Source organism: Chitinibacter sp. GC72 (assembly GCF_009760905.1).
Taxonomy (GTDB): Bacteria; Pseudomonadota; Gammaproteobacteria; order Burkholderiales; family Chitinibacteraceae; genus Chitinibacter.
The window spans coordinates 178,095-199,892 of record NZ_VIRW01000002.1 but is presented as its reverse complement, the minus strand read 5'-3'; the positions used below and the strand labels follow the sequence as shown (position 1 = coordinate 199,892).

The window sequence follows — 21,798 nt, the reverse complement described above, 5'->3', positions numbered from 1 at the left end:
TTCGATTATAAAAATAGCTCCGGAAAGAAAAGACGATGGATATTCAAGCTTATATGCAAACCGTTGGCCGTCAGGCGCGCGCTGCCAGCCGTGCGATGGCCAAGGCCAGCACCGGCGCTAAGAACGCCGCACTGAACGCGATTGCCGATGCTATTGTTCGCGATGCAGCCAAGCTGCTCGCCGCCAATAGCCGTGATATGGAGCAGGCGCGTGTCGATGGTTTGGAGCCGGCGATGCTCGACCGTCTGCAATTAACGGATAAAACCATCGCGACAATGGCGCAAGGGCTGCGCGAAATGGTGGCGCTGCCCGATCCGATCGGCAATATGGGCGATTTCAAATACCGCCCCAGCGGCATTCAAGTCGGCAAAATGCGCGTTCCGCTTGGCGTGATCGGCATTATTTATGAAGCGCGCCCAAACGTAACTGCCGATGCCGCTGGCCTCTGCATTAAATCGGGTAACGCCACGATCTTGCGCGGTGGCCGCGAAGCATTCCATTGCAATCAGGCGATTGCGGCGTGCGTGAAAGAAGGCCTGGCTGCAGCGGGCTTACCAGAAACTGCGGTGCAAATCATCGAAACGCCTGACCGCGCTGCGGTGGGCGAGCTGATTACGATGAGCGAATTTGTCGATGTGATCGTGCCACGCGGTGGCAAAGGCTTGATCGAGCGCATTTCGCGCGATGCACGCGTTCCGGTCATCAAGCATCTGGACGGCATTTGCCATGTGTATATCGACGACGAAGCCGATCCAGCCAAAGCGATACGCATTGCGGACAATGCCAAAACGCATCGCTACGCACCGTGCAATACGATGGAAACGCTGCTGGTGAACGAAAACGTCGCCGAGCTGATCCTGCCGGAAATTGCTGCTATTTACCGCGAAAAAGGCGTCGAAATGCGCGGCTGTGCTGCGACGCAAGCGATTCTGAACGACGCGATTGCCGCGACCGAAGAAGATTGGCGTACCGAATACCTCGCGCCGATTATTGCAATTCGCGTGGTGTCTGATATCGATCAGGCGATGGATCACATCAATACCTACGGCAGTCATCACACCGACGCTATCGTCACCGAAAACTATACCAAAGCACGTCAATTCCTGCGTGAAGTCGATAGCGCTAGCGTGATGGTCAATGCCTCAACGCGGTTTGCCGATGGTTTTGAATATGGTTTGGGCGCCGAAATCGGCATCTCGACCGACAAAATCCACGCACGTGGCCCGGTAGGTCTGGAAGGATTAACCAGCGAGAAATGGATTGTGCTGGGCGATGGCGAGGTGCGCGTGTAATGAGTGTGCCAGCCGAACTTCTCACCTTGCGTGAGCAAATTGATGCGCTCGATCAGCAGCTGTTTAGCGTGCTGGCCGAGCGTTTCAAAGTCACCGCCCAGGTAGGGCAACTGAAAAAACAGCACCAATTGCCGGCGCAAGACGCAACGCGCGAAGCGCAACAATTGGAAAAAACCGCCAAGCTAGCCGCCCAAACCGGGCTAGACCCCGACTTTGCCCAGCGCCTGCAGCGGCTGATTCTGGATGAGGTCGTGGCGCAGCATAAATTGTGCTGAAAGTGGTTGGCTTTATGGTGGGTGATTCCAAATCACTGTGGCATAAGTGAGAAATAAGAATGGCAATTTTGTACGTTAAGCCAAGCTCGTCGGAGTCTTATGCCGCTTATGAGCAAGCCTGCGACTTCTTAGCTGCAGCAGAACGATTGCAAGAAAAGCGACTAAGTCGTGAAGGGGATAAGTTTGAGTCAACTCCTTTAATTCCGGCTGTTGTGTGCTATTTATTCTCTGCTGAGATTTTTATAAAGGCGTTGTTTCTTGAATCAAACGGCGTTGCCACCACTGGGCATAAATTAGAAACGCTATTTTTGGAACTTGATCCCAGTATTCAGCAAAGAATTAAGAGCCAAGTTTCTGTTGGGAACTATCCAAGAATTGAAGGCGTGCCAAGTGCCACATTTGAATCTAAGTTGTTGGAGATATCCAATGGGTTTGTTAAGTGGCGCTATGCACATGAAGAGCAAACTATGAAATCAATCGACTTGAATTTTGTAGAGTCATTCCTAGGGGCGCTTAAGGTATTCGCGGATTCTGAGTTCAATCTTGCAGTTCCTTCTGAAACTTAGGTATTAGCTTTCTTTATGCAGAAAATCGGCATCTTTGGCGGCACGTTTGACCCGATTCACTACGGGCATATCGAATTGGCGCGCTGTATGCGTGATCAGTTGCAGTTGCCTGAAGTGCGGCTGATTCCAACCGGTTTGCCGCCGCATCGCGCAGCGTCAACCGTTTCACCGCAGCAGCGCTTTGACTGGGTACGGGCGGCGATTGTAGGTGAAGCGGGCTTGATTGCTGATGATAGGGAAGTTAGGCGTGAGGGGTATTGCTATACAATCGACACTCTGATTGAGTTACAGCAAGATACCCCTGATGTCTTGCTGGTCTGGCTGATCGGTGCCGATTCCTGGTTGAATCTGACTCGCTGGCATCGCTGGCGCGAGCTGCTCGACATCGGGCACTTGCTGATTGCCGCACGGCCTGACTATGCTTTTGCGACCTTAAGTGCTGATTTAGGTACTGATTTAATGAAGGAATTTGCCATTCGGCACGTAATAGCCAACACCGATACCCTGTCTCGGGGTAAAATCAGCCTATTATCAAGCCCACTTATGTCTGTTTCGTCCACTTTGGTGCGGGAAATGCTCGCACGTGGGGAAGATGTTTCAGCACTCACCCCTGTTTGGCGAGAAATAGAGAGCAGTGGGCTTTACCGTTTTTGAAGGAAATACAATGAATGAAACTTTGATCGCGATGCGCGATATCGCTGTAAATGCTCTGGAAGACATCAAAGCGAAAGAAATCCAGGTTCTGGATACAGCAAAACTGACCGATTTATTTGAATGCATGATCGTTGCCACTGGTGACTCAAACCGCCAAGTGCGCGCGCTGGCCAATAATGTGGCGGTTGATTTGAAAGCCAAAGGCTATGAAATCATGAGCACCGAAGGCGAAGAAACCGGCGAGTGGGTGCTGGTGGATGCCGGTAGCCTCGTTGTGCATGTGATGTTGCCAGCCGTACGCGATTACTATGATTTGGAGCAGCTGTGGGGCGGCCAGAAGCCAACATTTAACCCGATGGGTCGTGCCTGGTCGGCAGCCAATACAGTTGACGAATAATTAGTCCTTGTTGGTCTTGAATGGCGGCCATGGGTTGGATCAATCCTCGGCCGCCATTGTTTTGTCCAAACTGCTTTCCGATTGCCTAGATGAAATCGATCTATGCATATAGCCACACGTTCTTTTTCCACGCGGAATTTAAGTTTAGATTCCGTCTCTATTGATTTTTAGCAGTGAAAGTCCACGCCATGAATACCTTGTCCGAAGCACGGCTGACGCATCTGAAGCAGCTTGAAGCCGAATCCATCCACATCATCCGTGAAGTGGCTGCCGAATTTGAAAACCCTGTGATGTTGTACTCGATTGGTAAAGATTCAGCCGTGATGCTGCATCTGGCCAAAAAAGCCTTTGCGCCGGGCAAGCCACCGTTTCCGCTGATGCACGTCGACACCACCTGGAAATTCCAGGACATGTACAAATTGCGTGATAAACAGATCGCCGATGGCTGGAATCTGATCACGCACGTGAATCAGGAAGGCGTTGACGCGGGTATCAACCCGTTCACCGCTGGCTCGGCCAAACACACCGACGTGATGAAAACCGAAGGCTTGAAGCAAGCTTTGAATAAATACGGTTTTGACGCCGCTTTTGGTGGCGCGCGCCGCGACGAAGAAAAATCCCGCGCCAAAGAACGCGTATATTCATTCCGCGATAAAAACCACCGCTGGGATCCAAAAAACCAGCGCCCCGAGCTGTGGAACATCTACAACTCGAAAGTCGATAAAGGCGAATCGATCCGCGTTTTCCCGATTTCGAACTGGACCGAGCTCGATATCTGGCAATACATCTACCTCGAAAACATCGAAATCGTACCGCTGTATTTCTCGGCCGAACGCGAAGTGGTGAATTACAACGGCACCACGGTGATGATCGATGACGATCGCATCCTGCAATACCTGACGCCAGAACAAAAAGCGACCATCGAGAAAAAATGGGTGCGTTTCCGTACGCTGGGCTGTTATCCATTGACTGGCGCTGTTGAGTCACGCGCGACGACGCTGCCGGAAGTCATTCAGGAAATGCTGCTGGCGACGACAAGTGAGCGCCAAGGCCGCGCCATTGACCATGACAGCTCTGGGTCGATGGAGAAGAAAAAAATGGAAGGTTACTTCTAAGCGGTAAGCCTACTGCGCAAACCAAATCCTGCGTCGTGCGCTCCGCGCAATGATCATGGACTATATGTCCACTGCGCTTGCTTGCGGTGCTACTCCTTGCCTTTGGTTTGCTCGCTACGGCCTTGAGATGGGTCGTTTCGTACGAATTTGTGAGATTGGAAGAACACAATGTCAAATCAATCAGAACTGATCGCCAGCGATATCCTGGCGTATTTGAAACAGCATGAAAACAAAGACATGCTGCGCTTTATTACTTGCGGCAATGTTGACGATGGTAAATCGACTTTGATCGGTCGTTTGCTGCACGACTCGAAATTGATTTTCGACGATCACCTCGCTGCAATACAGAAAGACAGCAAGAAATTTAACACCACCGACCAAGAAATCGACTTGGCGTTGCTGGTGGATGGCCTGCAAGCCGAGCGCGAGCAGGGCATTACGATTGACGTGGCGTACCGCTACTTCAGCACTGAAAAACGTAAATTCATCATTGCCGATTGCCCGGGCCACGAACAGTACACGCGCAATATGGCGACCGGCGCTTCGACGTCCGATCTGGCGATTATCCTGATCGACGCGCGTTACGGCGTGCAAACGCAGACGCGCCGCCACAGCTTTATCGTGTCGCTGCTGGGTATCAAGCACGTGATCGTGGCGGTGAACAAAATGGATCTGGTTGAGTTTAGCGAAGCTCGCTACAACGAAATCCGCGCGCAATATCTTGAATTTGCCAAAGACCTGAACATCAGCGATATCCGCTTTGTGCCTTTGTCGGCGCTGCGTGGCGATAACGTCGTCAATGAATCTGACAAAACGCCATGGTACGAAGGCGAGACGTTGATGGGCCTGCTCGAAAGCGTGCAAATCAACAAAGACGCCAAGCTCGATGCATTCCGCCTGCCTGTGCAGTACGTGAATCGCCCGAATCTGGATTTCCGTGGCTTCTGCGGCACGATTGCGGCGGGTCATGTATTGCCGGGTGATGAAATCGTTGCGTTGCCATCAGGTAAAAAATCGAAAGTCAAAGCGATTGTAACGTACGAAGGCGAGCAAACCGTCGCGTTCTCAGGCCAAGCAATTACGCTGACGCTGGAAGATGAAATCGATATTTCGCGTGGCGATATGATTGTTCGCGCACAAGACGCGCAGCCGCACGTTGGCAGCGCTTTTGACGCGCACGTGGTGTGGATGAACGAAGCGCCGCTGGTGGTGGGCAAGGAGTATATCGTCAAACTCGGCGGTAAACAGTGCTTTGGGCGCGTTACCTCTATCCAGTATCGTATTGATGTGAATAGCTTGGAGCACTTGAATGTGTCTGAGTTGAAGCTCAATGAAATCGCTTTGGTGCGTTTCGAGCTGACCGCGCCGATTGCCTACGATAAATACAGCGATTGCCGTGGTACGGGTAATCTGATCGTGATCGATCGCCTGAGCAATGCAACGATTGCCGCTGGCATGATCGTTGCGCCAGCCGAAGCGAGCGCCGGCGCAGCCGATCAGGACGAATTGAGCCGCCTGCGCGCGTTTGAAGCCGATCTGAATGCCTTGGTGCGTAAGCACTTCCCGCATTGGGGCGCAAAAGACATTCGAGATTTGCTCTGAGTGATTCACACCCACACCCAGCCGTCTCTTTCCTCAAGAGGTGCCACGCCGGGTGAGCAGGCTTGATTAAAAAACGGCAGCCAAGGCTGCCGTTTTTTCATTCCGGATAAAGGGTGGATTTGCAAACTGCAGCAAATCAGCATTTTTTTGGCTCTAAGCGGCATAACGGTGTAAATCGTCATCGTTTTGACGGCACAATAGCGAACTTGAGATTTTCTTTCGCAAGCCGCCAAGCTTGCGACAATAGGTAAGCCCTGTATGGTTCAGCATGTTTCCCGGGTCGTTGTCAGAATTCAGACTACGCCACTGGCTATTTACGATTGGCTGGCATTTGATGCGCAAGGTGTCCAATGCGCCCATGGGCATGGCCAGCCCTGGCCCGATACGCCGCAGCTTGATCTGGCGATTCCGGCATCCTGGCTAACTACTCACCGGATTAGCCTGCCTAAGGTCAGCGAAAAGCAACGCCAGCAGCTGATCACGCAAGCGCTGGAAGACCGTGTACTTGGCCCCTTGCACGAATACCAATGGTTGGCCAGCGCACAGCAGCAGGGCGTATCCGAGGTATGGGTACTTGCTACTACCAGAATCGAGCAGCTACAGGCTTGGGTGAGTGCTCAGCATCTGGATGTTCAGCGCTGGATTCCTGAATTTGCGCTGCTGCCAGCGACGATGGATTGTGTTGCACCCGCCGCGCAAGGCTTGATGGCGCGGTGTGCCGGTGAATTGATCTGGCTGAGTGATGAAAGTGAATTGCTGGCTGTGACCGCTCTACAGGGCTTAAGTCAGCTGGGCAGCGAGCAGTTAAGCGCGCCGCCGGCTGCGACAGTCAGTTTTTATCGTCATAAATCCAAGGGGGTATCGCTTCAAAGCCTTTGGAATAATTGGCGTTGGTGCGTGTATCTACTAGGGGTATGTGTGGCCTTGCTATTGCTCAGCGTGATATTGCAATGGCGCAGCCTAGCCAATCGCGAAGTGGCTTTGCGCCAGGAAATTCGCCAAACCTTCGCCAGCCTCTATCCCGGCGTGCCGATTGTTGACCCCATGTTGCAATGGCAAAGCCTGCAAAAGCAGGGCGGGCAAGTCAGTGGTGGCGATGCGCTTGATCTGCTGTACCGCGCGGCGGGCCAAATGAGCGGCGAGCTGAGCGCCGAGAGTGTCAGCGTCAAAGATGGCAAAGTGACCGTGATCTTGCCTGCCGCAGCAGGTAATACTCTGCTGGCTCAATTGAATGCCCAAGGCGCCAAAGTGACGAGCAGCACCTTGCCCGATGGACGCATGAATCTGGAGTTGCAGCCATGAGTCATCCACTGATCATAAAAGCCCAGCACTACTGGCAAGCACGCAGCCCGCGCGAGCGTCGTGTATTACAAATCTGGTTGCTGCTGGTGGCCAGTGCGGCGATGTACTGGGGTCTGTATTCGCCGTTGAGCGCTGAAATCACGCGCTTGCAGCGCGCCGTGCCCACGCTGGAAAATCAGTTGATCATGATGCGCGGTAGCAAAACCGAGGTTGCGGTATTGCAGCCGAGTGCGGCACAACAAGACTTACGCACCGCCGCCTTTGCCGCGATCAGCGCCAAGCAGCTGAGTGCCGATATTCGCTCGATCACTCCGACCCAGCTTGAATTGCGCGCCAGCTTGCCCACGGTGAATGAGGCACTCAATTTGGCGCACAGTCTGCGCAATGAGCTGGCCGCCAAAATTAGCGCAATTCAAATCAAATCAGATGCGCAAGGCACGGCTTTGCTCATCATCCTGGAGCGATCATGAGCCGCGTACGCAAATGGAGTCTTGGCCTATTTATAGTGCTGCTACTGGTATTGATCGTGCGCATGCCAGTGGCCATGTTGCAAACCGTATTACCCAGCTCGGTGTCATTGGTGCAAACCAGCGGCACGCTTTGGGCTGGCCGTGCCAGCGCCTTGGGGCTGGAAGGCATCGCCATTCAACAAAATCTGCGCTGGCAATTTGAGCCCAAAGCCATATTGGGCGGTCAGCTGGCCTGGCAACTCAATGGCCAAGCGGCGGGCAGTGAAGCCAATAGTCAGGCGCGTTTGGTGCTAGGGGTACGCGGCGCAGCACTGGAAAATGTTGATGTCACGCTACCACTCGAAGGCGTATTGCGCACCATCCCCAAAATCGCCAGCTGGGGCTTGGGCGGTACCGCACAAATGCGCAGCGCTCGGCTATCCAAACAAGCGGGGGACAGCGCCGAGCTGACTATCGACCCGCTATTTAGCCAGCTGGTGCCCGCCCTGAGCCCACTGACCACGCTGCGCGCCAGTCTGACGATGAACGACGGCGGAGCCAACTGGACGATCAACCCCGCAGGCGCCAGTGCCATCACGGTCAACGGCCAAGGCGCACTGCAATGGCTGTCCGGTGGGCGCGTGGGCTCGCAAGGTGAAATCAATCTGCAGCCGGATGACAAAGTCAAACAGCAGCTTGCACCTTTGCTCATGCAAATACCTGCGACAGCGAATGGATATCAGATGAAATTCTGAAGAGGTGTAGAAAAGATTATCTTTAACAGCTTGTTGAATGTATTAGTTCATTCAGGTGAATTGAAGTTGCTGTGACGCACAGTCAGTAAGTAACGATACTCACCTGAATATTGGTTTAAATTACTTTGTTACAAGTTAAGTCGAAAGGCTGAAACCCGTTACCCATTTTCATATCGATTCTCAGTTGCAATACGCCATTGTTTACATTTGCTGAGAAGTTGCCACCTTTTTGAGTCTTGCCATTTAGCTGTTGTTCATTAATCCAGCTCCCGATTACATACCACCATTCAGCTAACCCATTTGAATCACCACTTGCAGGCTCTAGCATAACTAGCACCCCGGTCGCATCTCGGCTGTTTAAAGAAATGTAATCAGCACCGAAACCCATATTGCAATCATAAATACCATCATTTGGATTTGTAGCCATTGCGCTTTGGCTTGAAATTGCCAGTAGAGCAAAGCAAGCAATAGCACAGTTTCTTAATGACATATATTACTCTTTTGGTAAGTTGGGAGATTGAAATTATTGAGATAACTTGTTTTTTTGTCAATTTAATTTGTTGATTGTTGTCAAATAATTGGTGTTAACTGAATCCAAAATTCTTTCGGCATCTATTGCAAAGGTGGACGTTACCCAAGCCCAGTGGATAGTGGGGCGTTGCTGAGTTTGGATTCGCGCAAATCCTGAGTCGTGACTTTCCATCTGGCTATGACTTCTTTCTACATGCTTTCTAATTGTTTGGTTTGTGCTAAGCTCCCTCCTTTCTAAAAGGAGGTTTTCATGTCGTTCAGACATTGCTCTGCCTGGGTGCTGTCCCTGTCTCTGGTGGCATGTGGCGGCGGTGGTGTAGATACACCCATCCCAAGCCCGAGCGCAGTGCCCCAGTTGGCCAAATCGGTTTCCGGGCTTGCGGCTTATGGCGTTGCTTTGTCCCATGCTCAGATCATTATTAAAGACCGGCATGGCAATGTGTTGACTACCCAGTCAGATGCCAAAGGGCAGTGGGTGATTGCTGATGTCAGCAGTTTGTTCGCGCCAATGGTGATTCAGGCCCAGGGGACGGTGGGTAGTGTGGGGCATACATTCTACAGTGTGCTCACTGGGCCAGTTGGACCCACTTCAACGGCCAATATTAACCCGCTTACGACCGCGTTGCTGGCGCAGGCTGCGGGGATTTCTCCCGATGTGATCTTTGCCGATCCGGTCAGGCTGGCGTCACTTGACTCGGCTAAGCTGCAAGCGGCACAGCAAAAGCTGCGATTGGCGCTGGCTGGTTACCTCCCGGCTTTGGGGATCGATGCCAAACAGCTAGACTTCATTTCGACAGCGTTCAGCGCCGATCATCAGGGGCTGGATAAACTGATGGATCTGGTCAAGGTTCATGCTATTTCTGTTGGCGAGCAGATGGCCATCACCGTTGACGATACGACGACTGACACGTCGGTACAGATTGTGCCGAGTGAAATGCCAAAAGAGCTTGCCAAGCCCGTTGCCACCACGCTGGCGCTTGATCTGGCCGCGATACCTTCAAGATTGTTGCAGTGGAATCAGTTGTTGAAAACCAAGTCCGGTGTTGATTCCGCAGCATTTGCCGCATTTTGGGATGAGGCGTATCTGGATACGGCCGGCACCAGCGCTGATGAAATTGCGAAACTCAGGAAAGAGTACGAGTTGAATCCAGGGCTGGCTTTGCAGGCATCACTGGTTTCGGTGCTGGGATGCAAGCTCAAAGTATGTCAGGTCTTGCTGTCACTAAACGATGCGAAAGGCATGTCGCGCATCAGTGAAAAAACCTTTCTGAAGCTGGGGGCCGATGGTCAATGGCGGTTTTTTGGCGACCAAGGTCAATATGGAAAGGATTTTGCGACTGGATTTTTCTCGTTGGCCGAGAAAAGGCAATCTCTCTATCGCTCAGGTGCGCCAGCTCCTGAAAATCAGCAGCTGATCCAGCTGTTTGTACGGCACCCGTTTCGGGACAGCATAGGCTGCGCGCGTTTTTATGCCAAAGGCCAAGCTGATTCAGGCTGGAAAAAATACTATGAGATGAACGCTTCTGCGGCGAATCCGGTGATGACGAGACGCTGGTATAACCCGTCGGATGAAATCATTAATGAGCTGAATGCCAAAATTGCTGCGGGTGGGGCTTTATACCGTGTTGAAACTTTTGCCAACGCTGATTGCACCGGGACAAGCCGTTTCTACGATCAAAGCTTGACTCAGCGTTTTTACTCAGAGGCCGGGCTGGTCAATATTGCATTCCCTGATGCCATCGGATTGGGGGAAAATAAAGTCCGTTTTGATGCACAAGGAATCAACTACTTGCGCGTCACGATTGAAAGCTTGAAAAACAAGACAACGCTAGCCGATGTGGAATGGAAAGGGGCTGCGATCAAGGCACTGGGTGGCGAGGTCTCGGTGGCCAAAGTACAGGCAAGTCAGAATGCCAGCAGCGCAGACTGGAGCGATGCGGTGATTACCCGCTGGTATGCCGAAGCCGATCAACACATCAGCACTGCTTATACCTGGAGTAATTCCTGCAGTTATTTGGGCGTGTCTCTCAGTGCCCTGAATACCTGCTTGCGTAGCCAATCAATGTCTCAAAACAGCTGGTAAATCGGCTGGATGCGGCACTGTTTTTAATGGTGTGAGTCAAAAGTGAGCATGGCCCGATAGCGCGAAGCGGAATCGTAGGTGCATGACAACAGTAAAAAAAACCGCCAGTTTTATCTGACGGTTTTTTATATCTGCGACATTCAAGCAAATGGCCTATTGGCCATGCGCCGCAGCGCACACTGGGCTCGGCAGGGCGATACATCCCAGAGGTGAATTTGCCATGGCTAGTGGCTGCCCAATCAGGCAGGGCTTGAGTTGCCATTGGTGAGGCTGCAAACTGGAATACACTTGGCATGGTATATGGCTGTAGGTATCGTATTTATTGATATGTATGAATATACCATTTTAAGGTGGCAATCCCCTCAATACGTACTGATTCGAGCTTCACTGATAGAGCAGCAAAAGCAAGTCCGCCGTCATGGGCTAGAAAAAGGCATCACCTATTTAAGGCAGTGCTTGGCCGAGCTCTGATTCAGTTGCTCTTGCAGTGCCTGCAAAGGCGCATAGGTGATTAGCTTAATGCCACGCGCTTTAATGGCTTTGTGTAGTACAGGGTCTTGCCATGCTGCGTAGTCGGTTAGGCGCAAGTTTAGGTCGGTGATGGCGGCCTGCGCCGATGGGCTGTCTTCTGCTGGATGAATGCCGATGGTGTGTACACCACTTGGCAGTTGCTTTATGAGTTCTACATACCCCTGATAAGCTACGCCACGCGAGCGCTCTGTAGGGTTATATTGCATTGAAAATGTGTCGGGCGTAGCGATGGCGTTTTCAGATTGAATTTGCCGATGCAGCTGGGATTGTTCTTTGAGCGTACCGCGAAAAGATTGGATGACAATCGGAATACCGGTTTCTTTGGGCAAGCTGGCGTAGAGATTGAGTAACTCGGGGGTGGCAGGCCAAAACACCATATGGGTATCCAGGTGCGTTATTTTCAGGCCGGTAGCCTGCACTTTGGCAATCTGTGCGAGTAGCTCTTTTCTCACTTCAGCGGGTTTGGCGTGTGCGGCCAATTCGGTCACCGTGGCCCACAAATTGCCTTGTGGGTTGTAGAGCGAAGGCACTTCATCACGCGACAGCACCGCGCCCCACGGCTGTTTTTCCTGCCATTCATTGGTTAGCGTGAGATGAACCCCTACCGATAAATTACGTTCTTTAGCCCATTGAGCCGCTTGCGCAAAATTCGGAGTTGGCGGCATCACCGACAGATCCTGAATCTGCCCTGCGTCGATTAGCTTGAACGCGGCCTTATCCAGATCGGGGTGCATGCCAATGTCGTCGGCATTTACGATTAGTGCAGTGTCTCGGTCGCTCAAACCAATGCACTGAGCCAGTGGAGTGGCCAGCGCTGGGGCGGCGATGGCACTGCCTATTAGCAACCATCCCAGAAATCTGCGCTGCAGTGTCATTGCGTGCCCCATGGTGTGTTTAGCTGCTGCGCGTAATCCTAAGCATTTCCTCGACACTCGTCACCCCTTCCAGCACTCGCAATGCGGCGTCTTTGCGCAGGCTGTGCATACCTAGCGTTTCAGCGCGGGCGCGGATGTCTTGTTCGTTGGCTGAATTGTGAATTTGCGTGCGCATCGCTTCGTCGACGATCAGCAATTCGTGAATGCCGGTACGCCCACGATAGCCGGTATTGGCGCAGGCGGGGCAGCCGACAGGGCGGTATAGGGTGATACTCTGCTTGGTATCTGCCTCTAGCTCTTTTAGCTCATCCTCTGTGGCGACATACCCCTGCTTGCAGCTTGGGCATAGTGAACGCACCAGACGCTGCGCCAGTACGCCGATGGTCGACGAGGCGAGTAGGAATGGCTCGATGCCCATATCAACCAGCCGCGTGATCGCGCTGCTGGCGTCATTGGTGTGCAGCGTCGCGAGGACCAAATGGCCGGTCAGCGAGGCTTGTACCGCAATTTGCGCGGTTTCCAGATCGCGAATTTCACCGATCATGATCACATCTGGGTCTTGGCGCAAAATGGCGCGCAGGGCGCGGGCGAAGCTCATGTCGATACGCGGGTTGACCTGCGTTTGGCCGATGCCATCGAGGTCGTACTCAATCGGGTCCTCCACCGTCATGATATTGCTGTTTTTGGCGTCCATGCTGCCTAGCGCGGCGTACAGCGTGGTGGTTTTACCCGAGCCGGTGGGGCCGGTGACGAGCACAATGCCATGCGGCGCGGCGAGGAGCTGATTTAATTCATTTAGCGTTTTTTCGCCCATGCCCAGCTTGGCTAACTCCAAGCGGCCCGCCGATTTATCCAGCAAACGCAGCACGGCGCGCTCGCCGTGGCCTGTTGGCAGCGTGGACACCCGCACATCCACCGGGCGGCCGGCAATGCGCAGATTAATGCGGCCATCTTGCGGCAGGCGTTTTTCGGCGATATCGAGGCCGGCCATGACTTTAATGCGTGACACCAGTGCGGCGTGCAGCGCGCGATTGGGCTCGATGACGTCGCGTAATGTACCATCGACGCGGTAACGCACCACCGAGCGGGTTTCAAATGGCTCGATATGTACGTCGGACGCGTTTTCGCGCAGCGCTTCGGTGAAAATGGCGTTGATCAGCTTGATGACCGGCGACGATTCTTCGGCCTCCATCAAATCCGACACTTCGGGCATATCCTGAATCAGCCGTGCCAAATCAGCCGATTCTTCGATATCGTCAACCAGATTGGCCGCGCCACCTTGGTTTGAGCCAAAGCGCTGGTTCAGCAGCGCATCAAATTCGGCTGGGCTAACACTGTGTAGTTTGCTATCGGCTAATTGGCGACGCACTTCGCCCACCGCGGCAAAATGCCCGCCCGCTCGCAGATAAACCGGTGTGACGCCGTGCTGAGGTTCGCCATCCAGTACGCCAAATTCACGCGCATAGCTATAGGATACAATGCTCTGGCTCATGATTATTTCTGCACGGCAGGTTGGGTATTGCTCTGTAGATCAGATCCCGCCTTGTTTTCAGGCGAATACATCGATGTCCCGGTGTTGGGTAATTGAGTTGGCAGCTGTATTTTCGGCATATCTTGCAAGAACCAGTGCTCACCGACTTTGTAATCACCCTGTTGCTCGCGCAAATACTGATAGCGATCATTGGATAGGCTGAAATTGGACGATGTATCCTTGATCAGCACCGGGCGCAGGAAAATCATCAGATTCACTTTCTGGTAGCTGCGGTTTTCGTATTTGAATAGCTCGCCAATGAATGGCAGATCGCCTAGCCCAGGCACCTGATTGCCCGTGTTGGATAAACGATCCTCGATCAGCCCGCCCAGTACCACGATTTGTCCATCATCGACCAGCACTTTGGTTTCAATTGTCCGCACTTTGGTGGCCAGACCTGCGCCATTGGTGTTGACCGAGTTATCAATGCCCGATACTTCCTGATAGACATTCAGCGTGATAATCCCGCCCTCGGAGACCTGCGGGCGAACGCGCAGCTTGATCCCGACGTCTTTACGCTCCACCGTGATAAACGGATTAGGGTTGCCGCCAGTTGGCTGCTGCGAGCCGGTGATAATCGGGATATTCTGCCCAATGGTGATTTTGGCTTCTTCATTATCCAGCATCAGCAGATTGGGCGTGGACAGCACATTACCATTGCCGCTGCTCTGCAATGCCGAGGCAATCATGCCCAGCGAAGCGGTGCCTTTGGTCGGGTCGCCATTAAACAGGCCGAAAGTGGCGCCGATTGGAATGGCCGCCGCATTTTTATTGACGATGGCCGAGGCAATATTGCCCAGCGTATTGCTGCCTGTTGCCAGATTGGACACCATGCCGCCGCCAATCTTGTCATTGCCGCCCCCAACGATCCACTGGAAACCAAATTCGGAGAGTTTCGAGAGATTAACCTCGGCAATCATGGCTTCGACATAAATCTGGCTACGACGTACATCCAGTTTATCGATCACCGCACGCAGATTGTTATAGACATTTTGCGGTGCGGTAATGATCAGCGAGTTGGTCACGCTATCGGCCTGCACACGTACCGTGGCCCCTGCAACCTGTACTGTCGTTGAGCTATTGCCGGTTGGCGATGATGAATTATTAAAGCTGCTTTGCTGCGTGGTGTTTGAGTTACCCGTCGAATTATTCGTATTGCCCGAGCTTGTCGTGCTGCTGTCTTCCTGGCCGGTGAGCAGGCCTTTGAGCGTGCTGGCCAGCTTGGTGGCTTCGGCATTGCGCAGATAAATCACATTGATGCTGCTGTCGTTGGTGGCCGCCTCGTCCAGTTGTGCCACCAGCGCACGCAATTGCGAAGTTTGCGCGGCATTGAGCGCGCGGATCATCAGCCGGTTGCCGCGTGGATCGGGTACAACAATCGAGCGGCGAATGCCATCAGGAGCAGGGAGGGCGCTGGCACCGTTCTGCACGCTCACTTCGGGCATCAGGCGGGCAATATTCTGCGCGACATCCAGCGCCGAGGCGTGCTCTAGTTTCAGCGTAAAGATCTCGCTGTTTTTGGGCTGGTCGATATTGTCGATGATGCGGGCTAGACGGCGCACATTATCGGCGTAGTCGGTAATCACAATGGTGTTGCTGGTCCCCGATTGGTAGGCGCTGATCAGGCTATTGGGCGTGGCGAGCGGGCGCAGCATGGTGGCCATTTGATTGGCGCTTTCATTATTCAGATTAAAAATCTGCGTAATGATTTGCTCACCGCTGGCGTTTTCCCCGCGCACCAGTGTTTTGTTGCTCAGCGATTTGCTATCGGCTTCAGGCTGGATTTTCACCGCGCCATTGCTTTGCACGGTGGAAAAACCGGCTTGGCGTAGCGCCGACTGCAAAATCGGGTACACCAGCTCTTTGCTCACGGGCTGCGTCGACACAATATTGATCGTGCCTTTGACGCGCGGGTCGAGAATGAAGTTTTTGCCGGTAATCAGGCTGATGGCTTTGACCGTGGTTTCAATGTCGGAATTCACAAAATTAAGCATCACTCTATCATCTGCAGCGGCCACATTGGCGCTGCAAAGGAGGGTGCTAAGAAGTGAGCTGATCAGGGCTTGCTTGATGATTTTCATGGATTCACGGTGTAGCTGAGGGTTTGCTGTTGATCTTGGCGCATAATCTGCACCGATAATTGATTCTGCTGGCTAAAGGCCGCGTACAGCAGCGAGATGTCGTCCAGCTTATTCAGTGGTCGGCCATTCACTGCCTTGATCACATCGCCATCGCGAAACTGCAGTACTTGTGCGAGCTGCTGCTCGCTGGCGCGCTCGATGCTGATACCGCCTGCAGCACTGGTGCCCAGACCCTTGCTCCAGTTGGCCAGATTGCCACCTTGCAAAACGCCGGTAAGCTGGCCGCGCGTTAGGCCAATGGCCGTCGAGCTGCTATTGACGGTGTTGGTATTGTTCTGGGGTACTGCCACAGAAACATTAGCAGGGTTGGTATTTGGGCTAATACCCTGTGGATTAAGGTAGATTTTTCTTTGCTGGCCATTGAGTTCAAGCACGATATGGTCATGGTAGGCCGCAAGCAGCTTGCCATATGAACCCACCTCGCCACCGAGTTTTACCGCCACAGCGCTGGCTTCTACCCCATCAATAATCGCCACGCCATTACGGCCTGAAATCAGCGCCCTCAGGCTTAGATTGCTACTTTCAGCGGCCACAGCATGAGTTGCGGCCTGACTGAACAAGCGGCTGACGCTTTCTGGATCGATCTGCTTCTGGCTGGGGGCTGCCTGGGGTAAGCGCAGCGTGCGGCCATGCTGCCCTAGTGCTAATAATTGCCAGATGATGCCGGCCAGCAGCCACATCAGTAGCAGTACCAGCAGGCTTTGGCCAAGGCGCGGGAGTAATTGGCGCTGGAGTTTGGGTATGAAAAGCATATTTCTCGATCATCGCCACAGGCGAGGCAGAGCAAGGTTAGAAAGCAAAGAATGGGCTGGGCTGTGATTATTTATGAATTGCGCTGTCGCATCCTGTCATATCAAAATGATTTTGCCATAGAATGTGGACATTGAAGCACAGTTAGATGACTTCAATGTGGCGATGTACGACAAATTGAAATTATTTTGACCTCATAATGTCATTTTCCAGCTTTTTAACGTGATCTTAAAACCTGTGACTGCCTTTCGTTATCAAGCTATCTCCGCCGCTGGTGGCAAACCCCAAACTGGTCAGATCGATGCCGAATCACTGCGGCACGCCCGCAGTCTGCTGCGCGAGCAAGGCTGGCATGTACTGCAAATTGCAGCTGCCAGCGCAGAAACCCAGCTCGCGCAACGCTTGCGGCTATCAGGCCAGCAGCTGGCCACGCTGACGCGGCAATTTTCCGCGCTGCTCGATGCTGGTTTAACCATTGATGAATTACTGGTGGTGTTAGCCGAGCAAGCCGATCAGCCCAAAGTGCAGCAAATTCTGGCCGGACTGCGTCAGGACGTGATGGCGGGTATGCCGCTATCACACGCGATGGACCAATTTCCGCGCGTGTTCCCGCTGCTGTACCGTACCTTGGTCAAAGCCGGTGAAGAATCAGGCAAGCTGGCCGGCGTGATGCAGCGCTTAGCCGATTATCTGGAAGCGCGCGGCGAGCTCAATAGCAAAATCGCGCTGGCGTTTATTTATCCTGCCGTGGTGATGCTGGTGTCGGCCTTGGTGATTTTGGGCATGCTGACCTGGGTCGTGCCACAAATGGTGCAGGTGTTTGAATCGGCCAAACAGACGTTGCCACTATTGACCCGCGCACTGCTGTGGACCAGCGCGGCGATTAGCTCGGCAGGCATCTGGGTCGCGCTGGCCTTGGCGGTGGCCGGCGTGGCGGCGTATTACGCCTTGCAAAAGCCCGAGCTGAAATACCGCTTTCATGCCTGGCGTTTAACATGGCCGGTGCTGGGATATCTGGATCGCATCGCCAATACCGCACGCTTTGCCAGCACCTTGGCGATTTTAGTCGGTAGCGGCGTGCCACTGCTCAAATCGCTCGACGCCGCCGAAGGCGTGATGAGTAATCTGAAATTACAAGCCGCCGTCGGCGAAGTGGCCGCGCAAGTGCGCGAAGGGGTGAGCCTCGCCCGCGCCATGAAATCAGCCAATGAATTTCCGCCATTATTATTACATCTGGTCGCCAGCGGCGAGGCCACCGGGCGTTTGGCGCATATGCTTGATCGCGCGGCAATTGAGCAGACTAAAGAACTTGATCGCAAAGTCACCGCCTTTACCAGCCTGCTTGGCCCCGTGATGGTGCTGGTGATGGGCGCGGTGGTGATGATGATTGTGTTGGCGATTCTGTTGCCGGTGTTTGAGATGAACCAGTTGGTGAAGTGATTGGCTGCGGCGCCTGTTGCCGTTGTAGGATGGGTTAGCCCGCAGGGCGTACCCACCGCATACGCATAGATACAACCTTTGGTGGGTTACGGCTTCGCCTAAACCACCCCACCCATGTTTGATGTATTTGATTGCAGACTAATTAGATTGTTGTTGATGGGGCTATACCCCTGTGGAGTAAAAATGAAGAAAAATCGTGGTTTTACGCTGATTGAGATTTTGGTCGTGGTGTCGATCTTGGCGATATTGGGTGCGCTGATCGTGCCCAAAATTATGGATCGCCCGAATGAAGCGCGGATTGTCGCGGCCAAGCAAGATGTGTCGGCGATTATGGCTGCGCTCAAATTGTATAAGCTCGACAACGGTCGCTACCCAACGACTGAGCAAGGCCTCAAAGCCTTGGTCGAAAAACCACAAGCCGCCCCAGTACCGATGAATTGGAAATCCGGCGGCTATCTGGAAAAAGCCCCGAAAGATCCTTGGGGGGCGGATTATGTGTATCTGAACCCTGGTGCGCATGGTGAGATTGATGTGCTCAGCTATGGTCCAGATGGGCAGGCGGGGGCACCAGAAACTCAAATCGGCTCTTGGCAGCAATAAAACAGCGGCTGCGAGACTCGATCACGGCGTTAGAAAAGCACTCAAAATCCTTATGTACTGCAGTACATTCCGGTTTTTCGCACTTTTCTGCCTTGTGCTCAAGCCTCTCGCTCGCTGTTTGCTCAGTATTAAACGCCGTAAATCGGTTGAGCAATTAAAACAATACATATGGACTGTACTTGTTGGTCTTGGGCTTGCATTCCCGTGTAGCGAAAACCGAGGTGAGGAGAGAGACAAACAGTATTATCGTTTGGAGTCTTTTTTCGACGGACGAGGCAAGGGCAGCGCGGAGCGCTTTTCGCCCTGGTCGCCTTCTTTTGCTTCCTTTTTGCTACGCAGAAACTTCGTTTTCTTGGTGAAGCAAGAAAAGGGAGTGCCGCGGCGCATAGCCGCCAACCCAAGGCTCAATATTTGAAGCACGTTCTAGTGTCACAAGATGATATTTTGAAAAAAGCGCACCCACAATCCGGCTTCACCCTGCTCGAAATCCTCGTCGTCACGGCGATTATTTTGATTGCCACCAGCTTTGTGGCGTTCAAATTTAATCGCGGCAGCGGCGTGCCCGAAGCGGCGGAACGGCTGGCGCTGCAGTTTGAAGCCGCGCGGGATGAAGCCGTGGCCAAGGGGCGCTTGGTGGCGTGGACTAGCGATGGGGCGGCCTACCAGTTCTGGGTGCAAACCGAGCGGCTGGAGTGGGAGCCGATTAATAATCATGAAGCGCTGCGCAGCACTCAATTGGCCGACGAGGTGCGCATTAGCGCGCAAAGCGTCAATCAGCAGGCGCGACCATTGGGTGAGCGGATATTGTTTCCTAGCGATGGGGTGATTGAGCCGTTTGCGATTGAATTGCAGGGTGGCGAGCAAAAGCTGCGGGTGGTGGCCGATGTAATGGGGCACTTTGCGCTCGATAGCGGCATCGCTAGCGCGCCAGCCAAGGTGGCACAATGAAGCGCCATCGCGGCTTTACCTTAGTCGAAGTCTTGGTTGCGCTGGCCGTGCTGGGCGTGACCTTGGCGGCCGCTGCGCGCTTGGTGATCGGCAGCACCGATACGCTGATTGATTACCGCACGCGTACTTTGGCCAGCTGGGTGGCGAGTAATCTGGTGAATGAAAGTCTGGCGACGCGGGCTTTTCCGGATACTGGCTCGTTACAGGGCAATGTCGAGCAAGGCGGCGAGCAGTTTATTTACCGGATGAATGTCAGCCCGACGCCCAATTACAGTTTCCGCCGCATTGAGCTGGCCGTGATGGCCGCCGATAAACCCGATTATGTGCTCTCGCTACAGGTGTTTTATGCATCCAGAGCGGAGTAATGCCATGCGGGGCGGATCTGGATTGGCTTTTCAGCCTATACCCCGTGGCAGTAATTTGCGAGGTTTTACGCTGCTCGAATTGCTGGTGGCGCTGGCGATTTTTGCAATTATGAGTTTGATTACCTATCGCGGCGTGAGCATGGTGATTGATACGCGCAGCGCCGTGGTGAGCGAAACGCAATATTGGCGCGAGCTGACGCTGGCGTTTGAACGGCTGGAAAATGATCTCAGCCAAGTGGCGCCGCGTCCCTGGCGGGATGAGCGCGGTGCGTTGCAGCCGCCGCTGCGCAGTGTGAGTAGTCTGCAGGTGCCAGTGGCGCTGGAGTTTATTCGTTTTGATGCCAATCGCGCCCCGCTGCATGGCGTATATGAATGTCGCAATCAGACCTTGCAGCTCAAGCTGTATCCGCGCCCCGATTTAGCCGCTGGCGATGTGCCAGTGCCGTATGTACTGCTGAGCAATTTAAGCCAATGCGAGTTTGCGTTTATGGATAAAAGCAATCAATGGCTGCCGGTTTGGAATGATGCCACGACCCGGCCACGTGCGATTCGCGTGCGTTTGGCCGTGGCGCAGCGTGCGGGCAGCTATGAACGGGTGTTTTTAATTCCATGATCGCGATGCACAAAGGCCCATTGATTCGCCAAGCGGGCGTCGCCATTATTGCGGTGCTGATGGTGGCTGCCTTGGTGGCCTCAGTGGCTGGGCTGCTGATGTTGCGCCAGCAGCGCGCCTTGCAGCAGCTTGAAGTGCGCAAAGACACCGCCGAGGCGCGCGCCGCCACGTGGTCGGTCTTGCAGCTAGTGCGCTTAACGCTGCGTGATGATGCGCGGCTGGCAGAGCCGGATCATTTGCTCAAGCCATGGGCGATCCCGATACCGGAAATTCAAATCGAAAACGGCGCCTTAAGCGGTCGTCTGATTGAATTGAATGGCCGTTTCAATCTGAATAACCTCCTGACTGCTGAAGGCCGGATAGATCCCGCTGCGCTGACGGCCTATCGGCAGCTTTTGCTTAATCTGGCTCTGCCGGAGACGCTTGCTGATGCCTTGCAGGTCGATTGGCTTAAGCGAGCGAGCCCGCAAGGTGCGCTGCCGCTGTATCTGGATATCAGTGAACTGGCTGCAATTGATGGGTATAGCGCCAGCGTCTTGCAGATTCTGGAGCCACATCTGGTGGCCTTGCCGGGCGTCACGCCGATGAATCTGAATTTTGTTAGCGCGGAAGTACTCGCGGCTTGGCTGCCAAAGCTAGGGGTATCTGCTGCTGAGCAAGTATTATCAAGGCGTAGAAGTAAATACTTCTCAAGTGTTGAGGAATTTATTGCGACTTTGCCCGAGCCTTTGCGTGCCGATGTACCAGTCAGCCGCTTGACGGTGAAAAGCACGTATTTCTGGACTGATCTGGGGGCGCGTTTTGGCGTGGTGTTTTTGCAGCATCGTGCTTTGCTGGATCGCTCGCAGGCCGATATGCCCAGCGTGCTGTGGATGAAGCGGGTTTATTAATCCCATTGATGCAGAACCGGTGTGCAGCCTTGGATTCCGCCTGGTTGATCACAACCCCTACATCTTCCGGCCAAAATGCTGGCCGGAAGATGC

22 protein-coding genes are annotated in these 21,798 nt (G+C 53.5%); 17 read left to right on the top strand and 5 right to left on the bottom strand.

The window, feature by feature from the left end; translation table 11 throughout:
- Positions 1–35: 35 nt before the first annotated feature.
- From FLS37_RS02575 to gspN, 10 genes are all read left to right on the top strand, one after another.
- Positions 36–1,292, top strand: coding sequence for a glutamate-5-semialdehyde dehydrogenase (locus FLS37_RS02575; RefSeq protein WP_157314360.1), 1,257 nt, complete (start codon positions 36–38; stop codon positions 1,290–1,292).
- Entirely contained in the window at positions 1,292–1,567 is a 276-nt protein-coding gene (locus tag FLS37_RS02570) for a chorismate mutase (RefSeq protein ID WP_157314359.1), read from the top strand. Before FLS37_RS02575 ends, FLS37_RS02570 begins: the two co-directional genes overlap by 1 nt.
- Positions 1,568–1,626: 59 nt before the next feature.
- Positions 1,627–2,133 carry a hypothetical protein gene (locus tag FLS37_RS02565; RefSeq protein WP_157314358.1) on the top strand — a complete coding sequence of 169 codons (507 nt, stop codon included), beginning with the start codon at positions 1,627–1,629 and terminating at the stop codon, positions 2,131–2,133.
- 15 nt (positions 2,134–2,148) lie between these two features.
- Complete coding sequence (gene nadD, locus FLS37_RS02560; RefSeq protein WP_157314357.1) at positions 2,149–2,787, top strand: nicotinate-nucleotide adenylyltransferase; 639 nt, start codon at positions 2,149–2,151, stop codon at positions 2,785–2,787.
- Positions 2,788–2,797: 10 nt separating this feature from the next.
- Complete coding sequence (rsfS, locus tag FLS37_RS02555) at positions 2,798–3,184, top strand: ribosome silencing factor (protein WP_157314356.1); 387 nt, start codon at positions 2,798–2,800, stop codon at positions 3,182–3,184.
- Between the two features lie 188 nt (positions 3,185–3,372).
- Positions 3,373–4,299, top strand: a complete 927-nt coding sequence (gene cysD, locus FLS37_RS02550; protein ID WP_157314355.1) for a sulfate adenylyltransferase subunit CysD — start codon at positions 3,373–3,375, stop codon at positions 4,297–4,299.
- A 168-nt stretch (positions 4,300–4,467) separates the two neighbouring features.
- Positions 4,468–5,901 carry a sulfate adenylyltransferase subunit CysN gene (gene cysN, locus FLS37_RS02545; protein ID WP_157314354.1) on the top strand — a complete coding sequence of 478 codons (1,434 nt, stop codon included), beginning with the start codon at positions 4,468–4,470 and terminating at the stop codon, positions 5,899–5,901.
- A gap of 258 nt (positions 5,902–6,159) precedes the next feature.
- Positions 6,160–7,203 carry a type II secretion system protein GspL gene (gene gspL / locus FLS37_RS02540; RefSeq protein ID WP_157314353.1) on the top strand — a complete coding sequence of 348 codons (1,044 nt, stop codon included), beginning with the start codon at positions 6,160–6,162 and terminating at the stop codon, positions 7,201–7,203.
- Entirely contained in the window at positions 7,200–7,673 is a 474-nt protein-coding gene (gene gspM, locus FLS37_RS02535) for a type II secretion system protein GspM (RefSeq protein ID WP_157314352.1), read from the top strand. The genes gspL and gspM overlap by 4 nt, the downstream gene beginning before the upstream one ends.
- Positions 7,670–8,407 carry a type II secretion system protein N gene (gene gspN, locus FLS37_RS02530; RefSeq protein ID WP_157314351.1) on the top strand — a complete coding sequence of 246 codons (738 nt, stop codon included), beginning with the start codon at positions 7,670–7,672 and terminating at the stop codon, positions 8,405–8,407. Before gspM ends, gspN begins: the two co-directional genes overlap by 4 nt.
- Positions 8,408–8,522: 115 nt before the next feature.
- Here gspN and FLS37_RS02525 read toward each other — a convergent pair whose 3' ends face one another.
- Positions 8,523–8,897 (bottom strand): hypothetical protein, encoded by a 375-nt coding sequence (locus tag FLS37_RS02525; RefSeq protein WP_157314350.1) that lies wholly within the window; start codon positions 8,895–8,897, stop codon positions 8,523–8,525.
- A 291-nt stretch (positions 8,898–9,188) separates the two neighbouring features.
- Here FLS37_RS02525 and FLS37_RS02520 point away from each other — a divergent pair, with 291 nt between their 5' ends.
- Complete coding sequence (locus tag FLS37_RS02520; RefSeq protein ID WP_157314349.1) at positions 9,189–11,021, top strand: hypothetical protein; 1,833 nt, start codon at positions 9,189–9,191, stop codon at positions 11,019–11,021.
- 440 nt (positions 11,022–11,461) lie between these two features.
- On the opposite strand, the gene FLS37_RS02515 is transcribed toward FLS37_RS02520, so the two are convergent.
- From FLS37_RS02515 to FLS37_RS02500, 4 genes are all read right to left on the bottom strand, one after another.
- The gene (locus FLS37_RS02515; RefSeq protein WP_157314348.1) at positions 11,462–12,427 is read right to left on the bottom strand and encodes a polysaccharide deacetylase family protein; all 966 of its coding nucleotides are present in this window, start codon (positions 12,425–12,427) and stop codon (positions 11,462–11,464) included.
- A gap of 19 nt (positions 12,428–12,446) precedes the next feature.
- A complete protein-coding gene (gene gspE / locus FLS37_RS02510; RefSeq protein WP_157314347.1) occupies positions 12,447–13,919 on the bottom strand; it encodes a type II secretion system ATPase GspE in 1,473 nt (490 codons plus the stop codon).
- Between the two features lie 2 nt (positions 13,920–13,921).
- Positions 13,922–15,952: a type II secretion system secretin GspD gene (gspD, locus tag FLS37_RS02505; RefSeq protein ID WP_157314346.1), complete on the bottom strand. Its 2,031-nt coding sequence runs from the start codon at positions 15,950–15,952 to the stop codon at positions 13,922–13,924.
- A gap of 83 nt (positions 15,953–16,035) precedes the next feature.
- Positions 16,036–16,851 (bottom strand): type II secretion system protein N, encoded by an 816-nt coding sequence (locus FLS37_RS02500; RefSeq protein WP_157314345.1) that lies wholly within the window; start codon positions 16,849–16,851, stop codon positions 16,036–16,038.
- A gap of 220 nt (positions 16,852–17,071) precedes the next feature.
- Between FLS37_RS02500 and gspF the strand changes: the two genes are divergently transcribed.
- The 6 genes from gspF (at position 17,072) to gspK (ending at position 21,705) form a co-directional block, all read left to right on the top strand.
- On the top strand, positions 17,072–18,289 hold the full coding sequence (gene gspF, locus FLS37_RS02495) for a type II secretion system inner membrane protein GspF (protein WP_232522470.1): 1,218 nt from the start codon (positions 17,072–17,074) through the stop codon (positions 18,287–18,289).
- Positions 18,290–18,472: 183 nt separating this feature from the next.
- Entirely contained in the window at positions 18,473–18,889 is a 417-nt protein-coding gene (gene gspG, locus FLS37_RS02490; protein ID WP_157314344.1) for a type II secretion system major pseudopilin GspG, read from the top strand.
- Between the two features lie 426 nt (positions 18,890–19,315).
- Positions 19,316–19,837, top strand: coding sequence for a type II secretion system minor pseudopilin GspH (gene gspH / locus FLS37_RS02485; protein ID WP_198314460.1), 522 nt, complete (start codon positions 19,316–19,318; stop codon positions 19,835–19,837).
- A complete protein-coding gene (gene gspI, locus FLS37_RS02480; RefSeq protein ID WP_157314342.1) occupies positions 19,834–20,202 on the top strand; it encodes a type II secretion system minor pseudopilin GspI in 369 nt (122 codons plus the stop codon). Before gspH ends, gspI begins: the two co-directional genes overlap by 4 nt.
- 4 nt (positions 20,203–20,206) lie before the next feature.
- Positions 20,207–20,815: a type II secretion system minor pseudopilin GspJ gene (gene gspJ, locus FLS37_RS02475; RefSeq protein ID WP_157314341.1), complete on the top strand. Its 609-nt coding sequence runs from the start codon at positions 20,207–20,209 to the stop codon at positions 20,813–20,815.
- Entirely contained in the window at positions 20,812–21,705 is an 894-nt protein-coding gene (gene gspK / locus FLS37_RS02470; RefSeq protein ID WP_157314340.1) for a type II secretion system minor pseudopilin GspK, read from the top strand. Before gspJ ends, gspK begins: the two co-directional genes overlap by 4 nt.
- The last annotated feature ends 93 nt before the right edge of the window (positions 21,706–21,798 follow it).